Here is a 12,963-nt window from a genome sequence, read left to right as displayed (position 1 = left end):
TCTAGTCCGAGCCCTGCGCCGGGCCGGCGGCAGGTGCCCCGGCCGCCGCGGCTCTCGCCTTCGCGCGGTTCCACGCATTGCCAATCGCAAGCCCGGCGGAAGTCGGGACATACATGCTGGAGTCCTCGGCCGTGCTGCCGTCGTGCTGCAGCAAGCCTGAATCCATCATCTTGCGGATCTGCCAGCGGTGAACGACCTCGTCATTGCCTTGCGCGCCAGGTTCCATCAGCACGACGCTTGGCAAGAGCCTGCCCCAGGGATCGCGAGCGATGCGCAGGATCGCCCCGTTGGCCACTCTTCCCAATAGCTCGCTCTGCCTCATTCTTGCTCCACGCTACTTATGCTTCTGATGCTTCTTCCCGGGTGTGGCGGGCATCGAGGTTTCCCGCGCGGCCGACGACACCTTTAAGCCAACCGGCCAGCCCCGTGACGGGGGGTGAGCATACAAAAATCCACGCCGGCAAAGCTCACAAATACTCACAAATACGCACAAATACTCGCAAGCACGCGACAAGCCCAAAACCGCTCGCCGCCGGCCTCCCAGCGCTATCCCTCAGCCTGGCCCAGCCAGCGCTGCGCCAGCAGGTAGCCGACGCCACGCACCGTGCGGATCGCCGGGCCATGCGGCCAAGCCTGCGAGAGCTTTCCGCGCAGCCGGCTGATGGCGACCTCAAGCCGGTGCTCGTCGAAGTCAAGGTAGTTGCCACCCAGCGCTTCCACCAATTGGCGGCGGCCGGCGGGATCCGGCGCGCTGCGCCGCAAGGCCTGCAGCAGCTGGCCTTCCATGCGCGTGAGCAGGAGCGGGTTGCCATCCGGCGTGATGGCCATGAGACGGCGCGCATCGAGGCACCAGGCCGGCGCGGGCGCACCGGCCAGCGGCGGCGGAGGCAGATCAGGCGTCACGGGACCGAGGCGGCGCAGCAGGTTGGCGATCACCAGCAGCAGCTCTTCCGTGCGCGCCGGCTTGACGAGATAGCCATCGGCGCCGCCGCGCAGCCCGGCGAGCCGGTCGTGGGCCATGCCGCGCGCGGTCAGCATGACGATGCCCAAGTCGGGCCGGGTCCGGCGCAGGCGCTCGCAGATCGACAACCCGTCCTCATCCGGAAGACCCAGGTCCAGTATCAGCAGCCGGCACGGCTGGCTGGCCAGGTGCGTGTCCAGCGCGGCTGCATCGGCCAGGCTCGCGACGGCATAGCCGGCGTGGGTCAAGTGAAAGGCCAGCTCCGTGCGCAGGCGCTCGTTGTCCTCGACCAGCGCAATGGAAACCCGTTCGGACATCCTGCTTGCGGCGGCATCGGAAGCGGCGGCGACAGTCATGCGGCCTCCGGCAGCCACGCCACGAAGCAGGCCCCCTCGCGCCAGCCCGGATCGCAGCACAGGGTCCCGCCATGCAGCTCCATGATCTTGCGCGCCAGCGGCAGGCCCAACCCGAGGCCGGGCTGGTCGGCAATCTCACCGAGCCGGCGGAATTTCTCGAAGATCACGTCTTCCTTGCCCAAGGGCACACCGGGCCCCTGGTCGCGAATGCGCCAGGCCACGCCGCGCACGCCTTCGCGCATGCCAGCGGCGATGTCGATCAGGATGCGGCTGGCCGGGTAAGCGTACTTGAGCGCGTTGTCGAGCAGGTTGAGCAAGGCGAAGTGCAGCAGGCGGACATCCCCATCGAGCTGGGGCAACCCGGCGCCGGCCTCCAGGGATACCCGGGCCGCCGCTTGCGGCTCGATCGACGCGAGCACGTCCCGGCTGAGTTCGGCGAAGCCGAACGGCGCAGTGTCGAGGTGCTGTTCGCCGGGCACCAGCCGCTCGCGCGCCTCGGCCAGCTCCATCAGGAGCTTCAGCCGCCGCACGGCCAGCTGGATGCTTTGGTAGCGGCTCTCGCGCTGCACGCGGTCGCCGCCGATGTCATCGAGCAGGCGCAGGCTATAGGCCGCGGCATCGATCACCGCCACCGGCGTGCGGACCTCATGCGTCATCATCGCGAGCAAACGGCTTTGCTCCTCGAACGCACGCCGCTCGCGCAGGGAAGACGCCATGGCCTCGCGGGCCTGCTGCCGCTCGCTCTTGCGCTCGCTTTCCGCTTCGCGCACGCGCAGCACAATGGTCAGGTGCAGCGCCAGCATCAGCGGCAGGTCGAGCAGGTGTACGCTTTGCGTGGTGATGGCGCACAGCGGCAACAGGCCGAACGCGCCAAGGCAGCCAGGCAGGATGATGAGGCAATACAGCAAAAGCGAAGCCACGACCAGCCGTCCGGAAGCCCCTCCGGTGCGCCACAGGTGAAGATAGACGGGAATCGAGAACAATTGCCCCAGCAACACCCCGGTATAGAGCACGGAAACCGCGGTACCGTAGTGATCGCTCGATGACGACAAGGCGACCACCAGACCCGTCAGCATGAGCCCCCGGTGATAGCGCAGCAGGCGCGGCGCGCGCTCGCGCAACTGCAGCAAGCAGATCACGAACAAGCTGGCGCATGCCCATTGAAGCCCCACCAGGGCCTTGGCGGCCAATAGCGGCACGGTGGCATCGTGCGGAAAGAGAAACTGGCTGGCCAGGCCGTCAGCGGCAAACCAGCGCAGGGTAGCCACGGCCACGAGCAAGGAAAAAGCCCCGTAGAGCGCGCGGCGGGTCAGCAGCCAGCCTGCCAGGTAGAAGAGCACCGCCGTGGCCATGAAACCCAGGTGCATGCCATAGCCGATGTTGGCGGCCGCGCTTGCCGCGCGCAGCTCGGACCCATGCCACAGCCGCAACGCCACCGCCATCGTGCCGGTGGTCCGGATGCGCAGGTAGAGCACATCCCCCGGCTGCGGCTGCACAAGCCGGAAGGCCAGGTTGCGGCTACGCCCATCGGGTCCGTCGCGGGCATCGAAGGGCAGCGCGTTGCCGCTGCGGCGCTCCGCCCAGGCGCCGTTCGCTGTTGCCTGGTACAGGCGCACATCGTCAAGCGCCCCCGGCCAGATCTCCAGCCAGCGCTCGCCACCCTGGGCCGCCGCGGACAGCACCACCTTGAGCCAGACCACGTCATGGGTAAAACCCTCGTTCAGGCCACCGCGCAATGGCTGGAATCCATCGGCATGCGCGGCAACCTGCGCGATCGTGAGTCGCCCGCCCGGATCGCGCAACCAGGACACGTCGGGGTTTTGCAGGGGCAGCGGGCCGGCATCGGAGGCCCAGGCCCGCGCCACCAGCAGCCAGGCCAGCATGCCGATGAGACCGGCCGCATGGAGGCGGCGGGTCAGCATGACGCCAGCGCCGTGGTGCCAGGGCGGGTTGGCTGCGCTCATGCGGCGAAACCAGGCAGCCGGATCACAGGACCGATCCTGCGGCACTGCGTGGCGCATGGCCGTGACCGTCCGCTGCCGGGATGCTGGAACAGCAAGAATTACGAGAATTGCGAGGCCGCAGGCGCGTGACGCCGCCGACTGGGCGCGCCAGCAATTCTGGGTGGCTGAGGAGCCGCCCAGCAAGCCAATCTTCAGTCATTCCCGAGGCAAGGTGTGCGGCGGGACTCCTAGAGCACCTGGTCCGCATTATCGTATTTGGTGTTTTATCTTTTTATCTTTTTGTCTTCTACCCGCTGATCTGCTGATCTGCTGATCTGGATCTGCAGGAGGCCCGGTGCCGGGCACGTCTTCGGCGAGAACGCAGCCGAGCGAGATTTTTGGCTATTGGCCGGGATTATTCAAGTCAGCCAAACGGACGAGGCGAACCCGCGGCGTTAGCCGATAGCGAAGTAGGCAACTCACCGATAGCGGGCGGCGAGCCAAAAGGCCATGCTGAAACCAGCATCGGCGCGGAACCGGCCACCTGGCCGCGCGCCCTCCACCGGCAACTGGCATGAATACGTGCTTACCCATGCCGGCCATGCCGCACGGCCGGCCAGGCGTTCCTGGCCATGCCGTGCGGCGCGGCTCGCAGCTATCCCTTGCGTTACTCCACCGTGACCGACTTGGCCAGGTTACGCGGCTTGTCCACGTCGGTGCCGCGCGCGCAGGCGGTATGGTAAGCCAGCAATTGCAGCGGCACCACGTGCAGGATCGGCGACAGGTCGCCGTAGTGCTCGGGCAGGCGGATCACCTGGATGCCTTCGGTGGAATGGATGTGGGTGTCGCTGTCGGCGAACACATACAGCCGGCCGCCGCGGGCGCGCACTTCCTGGATGTTGGACTTCAGCTTTTCCAGCAGCGCGTCGTTGGGCGCCACCGTGACCACGGGCATGGCCTCGGTCACCAGCGCCAGCGGGCCGTGCTTGAGCTCGCCGGCCGGATAGGCTTCGGCGTGGATGTACGAGATTTCCTTGAGCTTGAGCGCGCCTTCCAGGGCGATCGGGTAATGCAGGCCACGGCCCAGGAACAGCGCGTTCTCGCGGCGGGCGAAGTCCTCGGACCAGGAGATGATCTGCGGCTCCAGCGCCAGCACGCCGTGCAGGGCCACGGGCAGGTGGCGCAGGTTGGTCAGCGCCGCGGCTTCCGCCTCGGCCGTGAGCCTGCCGCGTACCTTGGCCAGCGCCAGGGTCAGCATGTACAGCGCGGCGAGCTGGGTGGTGAAGGCCTTGGTCGACGCGACGCCGATCTCGGTGCCGGCACGCGTCAGGAAGCGCAGCACGGTCTCGCGCACCATGGCGCTGGTGGACACATTGCACACAGCCAGGGTATGCGTGTGGCCCAGCGACTTGGCGTGGCGCAGGGCAGCCATGGTATCGGCGGTCTCGCCAGACTGCGAGATCACCACCACCAGCGCGCGCGGGTTGGGCACGGTTTCGCGGTAGCGGTACTCGCTTGCCACCTCGACCTGGGTCGGGATCTTGGCCACGGATTCGAGCCAGTACTTGGCGGTGCAGCCCGAGTAATAGCTGGTGCCGCAAGCCAGGATCAGCACGCTGTCGATCTCGCTGAACACGCTCTGGGCGGTCTCGCCGAACAGTTCCGGAGTAATGGCGTCGATGCCTTCCAGCGTATCGCCGAGCGCGCGCGGCTGCTCGAAGATTTCCTTCTGCATGAAGTGGCGGTACGGGCCCAGCTCTACCGCCGCGGCGTGCGTCTCGACCACGCGCACTTCGCGCTCGACCAGGTGGTCGTGCACGTCGCGGATGGTAGCGCCTTCGCGGGTGAGTTCCACCACGTCGCCTTCTTCCAGGTAGATGATGCGGTTGGCGGTACCCGCCACGGCCAGCGCGTCGGAAGCCAGGAAGGATTCGTTGTCGCCCAGCGCCACCACCAGCGGCGAGCCGGCGCGGGCGCCGACCACGCGTTCCGGATGGTCCTTGGAGAACACGGCAATGGCGTAGGCGCCGTGCAGGCGCTTGGTCACGGCACGCACCGAGGCGAACAGGTCGCCGCGCGTGGCGCTGCTCGGGTAGGTGTAGACCTGGTGGATCAGGTGGGCCACCACTTCGGTGTCGGTCTGCGACTCGAAGCCATAGCCGGCGGCGCGCAGCTCTTCGCGCAGCGGCTCGTAGTTCTCGATGATGCCGTTGTGCACCAGCGCGATGGACTCGCCCGAGAAATGCGGGTGGGCGTTAGTGGTGTCGGGCTTGCCATGCGTGGCCCAGCGCGTATGCGCCACGCCGGTCATGCCGGTCAGGCCGGACGCGCGGGTCTGCTCGTCCAGGTCGGCCACGCGCGAGACCGTGCGGGCGCGCTCGAGCGCGTTGTCGCGCACTACCGCTACGCCGCAGGAATCATAGCCACGGTACTCGAGGCGACGCAGTCCTTCGATCAGGACCGGAACAATATTGCGCGAGGAAACCCCGCCGACGATGCCGCACATATTCTTCTCCCACAGGGCGCGGACACGGCCGCACCGGATGATTGGCGCGAGGACGGCGCTGCCGTCTCCCGCGAGTTGCCATTGCCGCCCGGCCGTATCCCGGCCAGGCGGCGGCGGGGCTTATTTCTTGGCTTGCTTGACCGGGCGCTGCCACGCGTCGAGCGTCATCTGCTTGGAGCGCGACAGCGTCAGCTTGTCGGCCGCCGCCTCCTTGGTCAGCGTGGTGCCGGCGCCAATGGTGGCGCCGCGGCGCACGGTCACCGGCGCGACCAGCTGCGTATCGGAACCGATAAAGACATCGTCCTCGATGACGGTGCGGTATTTGTTCGCGCCATCGTAGTTGCAGGTGATGGTGCCCGCGCCGATGTTGACGCGCGAGCCAACCGTGGCGTCGCCTACGTAGGCAAGGTGGTTAGCCTTGCTGTGCGCGGCGATCTGGCTGTTCTTGACCTCGACGAAGTTGCCGATGTGCACATCCTCGCCCAGCACCGTGCCGGGACGCAGGCGCGCGTACGGGCCGATGCGGCCGGCCGCGCCAACGCTGGCATCCTCGAAATGGCAGAACGGCTGCACCCGCGCGCCAGCGCCCACGGTGCTGTTGCGCAGCACGCAGTTGGCGCCGATATGGGCACCGTCTTCCAGGTGCACGCGGCCTTCGAAAACGCAGTTCACGTCGATGGTGACGTCACGCCCGCAGGTAAGCTCGCCGCGGATATCGATGCGCGCCGGATCCAGCAGCGTCACGCCGGCTTCAAGCAGGCGCTGCGCCAGGTTACGCTGATGGATGCGCTCGAGCTCGGCGAGCTGCACCTTGCTGTTCACGCCCAGCGTTTCCCACAGCGCATCGGGCTGCGCGGAAACCACTTCCATGCCGTCCGCCACCGCGCGCTCAACGGCGTCGGTCAGGTAATACTCACCCTGGGCGTTGTCATTGCGCAGCGTGGACAGCCAGCGACGCAGGGGGCCGGTGGGTGCAAGGATGATGCCGGTGTTGATCTCACGGATAGCGCGTTGCGGCTCGCTGGCATCCTTTTGCTCGACGATGCGCACGATCTTGCCCGCCTCGCGCACGATGCGGCCATAGCCGGTGGGGTCATCCATCTCGACCGTCAGGATGCCGAAGCGCTCGCTGCCGGCCGCGGCCACCAGGCGCTGCAGCGTGGCGGCTTCGGTCAGCGGCACATCGCCGTACAGCACCAGCGTAGGCTGGCTGTCGTCGAGCAGCGGGAGCGCCTGCGCCACGGCATGGCCGGTGCCAAGCTGCTCTGCCTGCAGGGCGAAGGCAACGTCTGGCGCGCCAACCGCCTCGCGCACGCGGTCGGCGCCATGCCCAACCACCACCACGAGCCGGGTCGGCAACAATTTTCGTGCCGTTTCAATCACATGAGCAAGCAGCGGCCGGCCAGCGAGAGGATGCAGGACCTTGGGCAACGCGGAGTTCATCCGCTTGCCCATTCCTGCAGCGAGAATGACGATATTCACAAGGAGGGTCCTAAGTGAGTGTGTCCAGCAAACAGTATGATTCACCCCCTCGGCGAGCCCGGGGGCCAGCAGCGTTGGCCAGGGTCCTGGCCCGAACCCCGAAACCGGCGGCAAAGCCAGCAACGGTTGGGAATCGCGGGCACGATCAGCTGCCAAAACGCGCGGAAAAGGATTCTATCATGGGGGTTTTGCGCCGTTTGACCGCTTATCCCTTCCTGCGCGGGGACCGTATCCAGCGTCTCCTTCTGGTCACAGCCGTGGTCGCCCTGACGGCCTGCAATGCCCTGAAGCTAGGCTACCAGCAGGGCGACCGGCTCGCCTACTGGTGGATCGACAATTACGTCGACGTCTCCGCCAGCCAGGAACCCCTTACCCGCGATGCCATCGCCCGCTTCTTTGCCTGGCATCGCAAGGACCAGTTGCCTGAGATCGCCGGCCTGCTGCGCCAGGCCAAGAGCGAGGTACAGCAGCCGGTCTCCGCCGCCGCGGTAGGCAAGATCCAGGAGGACGCCCAGCGCCTGGCACGCGTTGCCTTCGATCGCTCCACGCCCGACGTGGCCGACCTGCTGCTGACGCTGACCCCTGAGCAGATCTCCCGCATGGAGAAGAAATTCGCCGATGCCAACGCCAAATACCGCAAGGAATACCTGCGCCCCGACCCGACGGCCCGCGAGGAAGCCCGGTTCGACAAGGTGATGGACTACGCGCGGCTGGTCTATGGGCGCTTCTCGAGTGACCAGGAGGCCACTATCCGCCGCGCCATGGCGCCCGTGGTACAAGGCGCCGAGGCGCGCTATGCGGAACGCGTCAAGCGCCAGCAGGAATGGCTGGCGCTGGTGCGCCAGGTGCAGGCCGAGCATCCGCCCAAGGCCCAGGTCGTGGAGATGCTAAGGCGCTATGGCGATCACTGGCAGAACCCGCCCACGCGGGAGCGCAATGCCCGTTACGACGCCAACAACGAGGCCGGGCTGGCGCTGACCGCCACCATTGCCAACCTGACCACACCGGAGCAAAAAGCCCACGCGGCGGATCGCTTCCAGAAATGGATCGATGACGCGAACGCGTTGATGCGCGATGGCACCGCCAATGCAGCGGCGCCCCGGCCAACGCGCGCTGAGAACTGACAGGGGCCAGGAGGCCGGGAGGCCGGCCCGTGGCCTATTCGGCGGCAGGCTGCGCCGGGCTGGCGGGCGCGGACTTCTCGAAGCGCACGAATTCCAGCTTGTTCTCTTCCATGCCGCCCGCAAAGACCAGCGGCTGCTGGGAGAAGGTGGTCTCGCCGAACAGCGATGCCTCGTCCACCTTGGCCAGTCCAGTTGCCAGCCCGTTGAAATCGAATAGATCGGTATCGGCCAGATGGGACGGCACCACGCTGCGCAGCGCGGCAAAGATATTGTCGGTGCGCCCCGGATTGGTCCGCTCCCACTCCAGCACCATCTCCTTGACCTTCTTGCGCTGCAGGTTTTCCTGCGAGCCGCACAGGTTGCACGGGATGATCGGGTATTCCATCGCGCGCGCGTAGCTGGCGATGTCCTTTTCAGGGCAATAGGCCAGCGGGCGGATCACGATGTGCTGGCCGTCGTCGGTGGCCAGCTTGGGCGGCATCGCCTTCATCTTGCCGCCGAAGAACAGGTTCAGGAAGAAGGTCTGGATGATGTCGTCGCGATGGTGGCCCAGCGCGATCTTGTTGGCGCCGAGCTCTTTAGCGGTACGGTAGATCACGCCGCGGCGCAGGCGCGAGCACAACGAGCAGGTGGTCTTGCCCTCAGGCACCTTCTCCTTGACGATGGAATAGGTATCCGCGTCGACGATCACGTACTCCACCCCCACCGATTTCAGGTAAGCCGGCAGGATGTGCGCGGGAAAGCCCGGCTGCTTCTGGTCCAGGTTCATCGCAATCAGCTTGAACTTGACCGGCGCGCGCTTTTGCAGCGCCATCAGCACCGACAGCATGGTGTACGAGTCCTTGCCGCCGGAGAGGCACACCAGCACCGTGTCGCCATCCTCGATCATCTTGAAATCGCCGATGGCGCGGCCCGTCTGCGACTGGAGATAGGTCTCCAGACGGAAGAAGTTCTTGGAATGCGTGGTGGCGGTCATGGCGATGGGGTGATGGGGCGAAGGGGCGATCGGGTACGGCAAAGCAAGGGCAAAACGGCGCGCAATGCGGCAGCTGCATCACATGCAAGCTGCGGGCGCCGGAGAACCCGGCATTTTACCGTGAGCCGCCACCCTGCGCCGGCAGCCCGCCAGGGCGGCTTACTTACTGGCCAGCCGGCTCGCTCTTGATGTGGAACACCTCGACGCCGACCGAATCGCAGTCCGGGTACACGTCCGGCTTTTCGGTCGATACGCGCACGGCGCGCACCTTGGGGTGCTTGAGCATGGCGCGCGCCACGTCGTCGCACAGGGTTTCCTGCAGGTGGACGTGGCCCTGCGCCATGCGCTCGGCGACCGTATTGCGCATGAAGTCGTAGTCCACCACTTCCTGCAGCTTGTCGTCCTGCGGCGTGCTCTGGGCCAGCGGCACGAACAGGTCGATATTGATCAGCACGCGCTGTTCGCCCTTTTTCTCGAATTCGTGCACGCCGATATTGATCTGCACTTCGTAGTTGCGCAAGAACATGCGGCGGCAGTCTTGCAGGCTGGGATGTGTGAGGGCGGCGAGCATGGTCATGATGGGGAGAGGAAAAAAGAGGGAGAGGGCGCGCGCGGACTTGGCGCGCGCGCCGGGTACGTTATTCGATCATTCGGTCAGGAACATCACGTCGCGCGCCAGCGGCATCAGGTGCTGGCCGCCGTCGACGTAAAGCGTGGTGCCGGTCACGGCGCGCGCTTCGGCCAGGTAGGCCACCGCCTGCGCGATGTCTTCCGGCGTGGACGACTGCCCCAGCGGCGTCATGCGGTGGGCGCGCCGGAAGCCCGGGCTGGACTGGTCGCCCGAGACCATGGTGATGCCGGGCGCCACGCCCACCACGCGCAGCTTGGGTCCCAGCGCCTGGGCCAGCTGCACGGTAGCCGTCTGCAGCGCCGCCTTGGACAGCGTGTACGACAGGAAGTCCGGATTCAGGTTATCCAGTTTCTGGTCGAGCAGGTTGATGACCACGCCGCGCTGCGTGTCCGACATGGCACGGTGCATTTCGCGCGCGAGCAGCAGCGGCGCGGCCACATTGGTGCGCATATGCGTATCGAGCGAGGCATAGGAAAAGCTGGTGGCCACGTCGTACTGGAACAGCGAGGCATTGTTGACCAGGCAGGTCGGCACGCCCAGCGCATCGGTGCAGGCCTTGATCAGCGCGACGGTGGAGGCCTCGTCGGCCAGGTCGGCCTGCAGCACGGCGGCACGCTGGCCACCGGCGCGGATCTGTTCGGCCAGCGCCTCGGCCTCGGCCACGGAGCGGTGGCAATGCACCGCCACGTCCCAGCCGCGCTGGGCCAGTTCCAGAGCGATCACACGCCCGAGCCGGCGCGCGGCGCCGGTGACGAGCGCGATACCGCGCGCGGGGGTAGCGGAGGCTGCTGCGGCGGCGGTAGCGCCGGCAGGCGATGCGGAGTCAGGGGATTCGGAGGCTGGCATTGCTACAATCGCGGTATGCACAAAGGCGCTAGTTTACCCCTTCCCCCCGCCGACGCGCTGTCGGCGTCCGCCGCGCTGAGCGCGCACATCGGCCAGGCTATCGACGACGCGGGCGGCTGGCTCGGTTTCGACCGCTATATGGCGCTTGCGCTATATGCGCCCGGGCTGGGCTACTACAGCGGCGGCGCGGCCAAGTTCGGCCGCGACGCGCGCGATGGCAGCGACTTCATCACCGCCCCCGAACTCAGCCCGTATTTCGCCCGTACGCTCGCGCGCCAGTTCGCGCCGCTGCTGGCGCAGGGCCTGTCGCAGGTCCTCGAATTCGGCGCCGGCACCGGTCGGCTCGCCGCCGACCTGCTGCTGGCCCTGGAGCAGGAAGGCCAGTTGCCCGAGCGCTACGCCATCGTCGAGCTCTCCGGCGAGCTGCGCGCGCGCCAGCAGGCCACGCTGGCCACGCGCGCGCCGCATCTGGCCCCACGCGTCGCCTGGCTGGATACGCTGCCCGAGCATTTCGAAGGGATCGTGGTCGGCAACGAAGTGCTGGACGCCATGCCAGTGCGGCTGTTCGCCCGCAGCCACGGCCGCTGGCTGGAGCGCGGCGTAGCCCGCCGGGACAGCGATGCTGACGCATCTGACACATCCGATGCAGCCTTCGGCTTCTCGGACCGTCCTGTGGCGGCCGACGCCCTGCCCGCATCCCTGCATGCCGTGGCCGGAGACCATGACATCGTCACCGAAACCCACGCCGAGGCCGAAGGCTTCATGCGCGCAGTGGGCACGATGCTCACGCGGGGTGCGGTGTTCCTGATCGATTACGGTTTCCCCGCTGCCGAGTACTACCATCCGCAGCGTGTCGGCGGCACGCTGATGTGCCACTACCGCCATCACGCCCACCCGGACCCCTTCCTCTACCCTGGCCTGCAGGACATCACCGCCCACGTCAACTTCAGCGGCATCGCCCACGCCGCGGCCGATGCCGGGCTGACGGTGGCCGGCTTCGCCTCGCAGGCGCGCTTCCTGATGAACGCCGGCATCACCGAGCTGCTGATGGCGCTGGACCCCAACGACACGCGCAACTTCCTGCCCGCCGCCAACGCGGTGCAAAAGCTGCTGTCCGAGGCCGAGATGGGCGAACTGTTCAAGGTGATCGCGCTGACCCGCGACTTTGATGCGGCGCTGCCGCTGGCAGGCTTCGCACGCGGCGATCGCAGCCACGCGCTATAGTCCGCGCATCTCACCTCATCCTTTAGGCACGCCCACATGCTGCGCTGGACCCTCACCATCTTCCTGGCCGTCATCGTGCTGTCCGCGGCACTGCCCTGGCTGCAGAAGCTGGGGTTGGGGCGGCTGCCGGGGGATTTGCGGTTTCGGTTGTTTGGGCGGGAGTTTGTGTTGCCGTTTGCTTCGACGGTTTTGTTGTCGATGGTGGCGTTGGTGATTGGGAAGTTGTTTTAGGGTGTGGGGCGGATACTGCGGACACTGCTGGCCTGCAACTGCAGCTACAACTGCAACGGCTTAACGTCAACTTCAACTGCAGTTTCACCACCCCTGCGGGGCGGCGACCTACTTTTTTGTCTTGCCAAAAAAGTAGGCAAAAAAGGCGCGCCGGATGGGGCGACACCCCCTCGGGATTTCATGAAAAGAGCGGCCGGGACCCAAACTCGCATCGCCTTAAGGCGATACTCAGACATGGGTCCCTCTTTTCCGCTCTTTTCGTGAAATCCCGAGGCGCCCCATACGGCCTTGGTACACCTTCACGGCTCGCTTCGCATCGCCATGGGTGTTTCCCGCCCCCAGGCGGGAAACACGGCCGAACCAGTGGCCGTTGGGATCAAACACCATTCGGTGTAGCCGTGATTGCCGCCCCCAGGCGGCAATCACCCGCCCGCGATGCGCAGCGAGCCGTCTGGGTTTTCATCTCCCGTTATGGGGCGCCTCGTCGGCAGGCAAAAAGAGCGGAAAAGAGGGGGCCATGTCTGAGCATCGCCCTAAGGCGATGTGAGTTTGGCCCCCGGCCGCTCTTTTTGCCTGTCGACGAGGAGTCTTTCGCCCCATCCGGGTCGCTTCTTTGCCTACTTTCTTGGCGAGACAAGAAAGTAGGTCGCCTCCCCGCAGGGGAGGTGAAACTGCCTTTGACT

11 protein-coding genes are annotated in these 12,963 nt (G+C 66.5%); 3 read left to right on the top strand and 8 right to left on the bottom strand.

Annotation, left to right across the window (positions count from 1 at the left end; translation table 11 throughout):
- Position 1: 1 nt before the first annotated feature.
- The 5 genes from AC1RQK_RS18390 to glmU form a co-directional block, all read right to left on the bottom strand.
- The gene (locus AC1RQK_RS18390; RefSeq protein WP_492810384.1) at positions 2–322 is read right to left on the bottom strand and encodes a hypothetical protein; all 321 of its coding nucleotides are present in this window, start codon (positions 320–322) and stop codon (positions 2–4) included.
- 224 nt (positions 323–546) lie between these two features.
- On the bottom strand, positions 547–1,317 hold the full coding sequence (locus AC1RQK_RS18385; RefSeq protein WP_492810382.1) for a response regulator transcription factor: 771 nt from the start codon (positions 1,315–1,317) through the stop codon (positions 547–549).
- A complete protein-coding gene (locus AC1RQK_RS18380) occupies positions 1,314–3,281 on the bottom strand; it encodes a sensor histidine kinase (RefSeq protein ID WP_492374754.1) in 1,968 nt (655 codons plus the stop codon). Before AC1RQK_RS18380 ends, AC1RQK_RS18385 begins: the two co-directional genes overlap by 4 nt.
- A 646-nt stretch (positions 3,282–3,927) precedes the next feature.
- A complete protein-coding gene (glmS, locus tag AC1RQK_RS18375; RefSeq protein WP_492374753.1) occupies positions 3,928–5,766 on the bottom strand; it encodes a glutamine--fructose-6-phosphate transaminase (isomerizing) in 1,839 nt (612 codons plus the stop codon).
- Between the two features lie 120 nt (positions 5,767–5,886).
- The gene (gene glmU, locus AC1RQK_RS18370; RefSeq protein ID WP_253932589.1) at positions 5,887–7,248 is read right to left on the bottom strand and encodes a bifunctional UDP-N-acetylglucosamine diphosphorylase/glucosamine-1-phosphate N-acetyltransferase GlmU; all 1,362 of its coding nucleotides are present in this window, start codon (positions 7,246–7,248) and stop codon (positions 5,887–5,889) included.
- 179 nt (positions 7,249–7,427) lie between these two features.
- On the opposite strand from glmU, the gene AC1RQK_RS18365 reads away from it, so the two are divergent.
- Positions 7,428–8,372 carry a DUF6279 family lipoprotein gene (locus tag AC1RQK_RS18365; protein WP_492810379.1) on the top strand — a complete coding sequence of 315 codons (945 nt, stop codon included), beginning with the start codon at positions 7,428–7,430 and terminating at the stop codon, positions 8,370–8,372.
- Positions 8,373–8,406: 34 nt separating this feature from the next.
- Here the strand turns inward: AC1RQK_RS18365 and ttcA are convergent, their stop codons facing one another.
- The 3 genes from ttcA to AC1RQK_RS18350 form a co-directional block, all read right to left on the bottom strand.
- Positions 8,407–9,348 carry a tRNA 2-thiocytidine(32) synthetase TtcA gene (ttcA, locus tag AC1RQK_RS18360; protein WP_150992013.1) on the bottom strand — a complete coding sequence of 314 codons (942 nt, stop codon included), beginning with the start codon at positions 9,346–9,348 and terminating at the stop codon, positions 8,407–8,409.
- A gap of 163 nt (positions 9,349–9,511) precedes the next feature.
- Complete coding sequence (locus tag AC1RQK_RS18355) at positions 9,512–9,925, bottom strand: dihydroneopterin aldolase (RefSeq protein WP_459372687.1); 414 nt, start codon at positions 9,923–9,925, stop codon at positions 9,512–9,514.
- 69 nt (positions 9,926–9,994) lie between these two features.
- A complete protein-coding gene (locus tag AC1RQK_RS18350) occupies positions 9,995–10,825 on the bottom strand; it encodes an SDR family oxidoreductase (protein WP_492810376.1) in 831 nt (276 codons plus the stop codon).
- Positions 10,826–10,840: 15 nt separating this feature from the next.
- Here AC1RQK_RS18350 and AC1RQK_RS18345 point away from each other — a divergent pair, with 15 nt between their 5' ends.
- Positions 10,841–12,049, top strand: coding sequence for a class I SAM-dependent methyltransferase (locus AC1RQK_RS18345; RefSeq protein ID WP_492810374.1), 1,209 nt, complete (start codon positions 10,841–10,843; stop codon positions 12,047–12,049).
- A gap of 36 nt (positions 12,050–12,085) precedes the next feature.
- Positions 12,086–12,280, top strand: a complete 195-nt coding sequence (locus AC1RQK_RS18340; protein WP_150992005.1) for a DUF2905 domain-containing protein — start codon at positions 12,086–12,088, stop codon at positions 12,278–12,280.
- The last annotated feature ends 683 nt before the right edge of the window (positions 12,281–12,963 follow it).

The organism is Cupriavidus sp. GW822-FHT02D05, from assembly GCF_058802485.1.
Note: the sequence above shows the minus strand (reverse complement) of the source record. Positions and strands in the feature narration are given on the sequence as shown.

Coding starts and splice junctions, on each gene's coding strand:
- AC1RQK_RS18365 (WP_492810379.1), top strand. CDS start 7,428: ATGGGGGTTTTGCGCCGTTTGACCGCTTATCCCTTCCTGCGCGGGGAC.
- AC1RQK_RS18340 (WP_150992005.1), top strand. CDS start 12,086: ATGCTGCGCTGGACCCTCACCATCTTCCTGGCCGTCATCGTGCTGTCC.
- AC1RQK_RS18345 (WP_492810374.1), top strand. CDS start 10,841: ATGCACAAAGGCGCTAGTTTACCCCTTCCCCCCGCCGACGCGCTGTCG.
- AC1RQK_RS18385 (WP_492810382.1), bottom strand. CDS start 1,317: ATGACTGTCGCCGCCGCTTCCGATGCCGCCGCAAGCAGGATGTCCGAA.
- AC1RQK_RS18390 (WP_492810384.1), bottom strand. CDS start 322: ATGAGGCAGAGCGAGCTATTGGGAAGAGTGGCCAACGGGGCGATCCTG.
- glmS (WP_492374753.1), bottom strand. CDS start 5,766: ATGTGCGGCATCGTCGGCGGGGTTTCCTCGCGCAATATTGTTCCGGTC.
- AC1RQK_RS18380 (WP_492374754.1), bottom strand. CDS start 3,281: ATGAGCGCAGCCAACCCGCCCTGGCACCACGGCGCTGGCGTCATGCTG.
- ttcA (WP_150992013.1), bottom strand. CDS start 9,348: ATGACCGCCACCACGCATTCCAAGAACTTCTTCCGTCTGGAGACCTAT.
- AC1RQK_RS18350 (WP_492810376.1), bottom strand. CDS start 10,825: ATGCCAGCCTCCGAATCCCCTGACTCCGCATCGCCTGCCGGCGCTACC.
- AC1RQK_RS18355 (WP_459372687.1), bottom strand. CDS start 9,925: ATGACCATGCTCGCCGCCCTCACACATCCCAGCCTGCAAGACTGCCGC.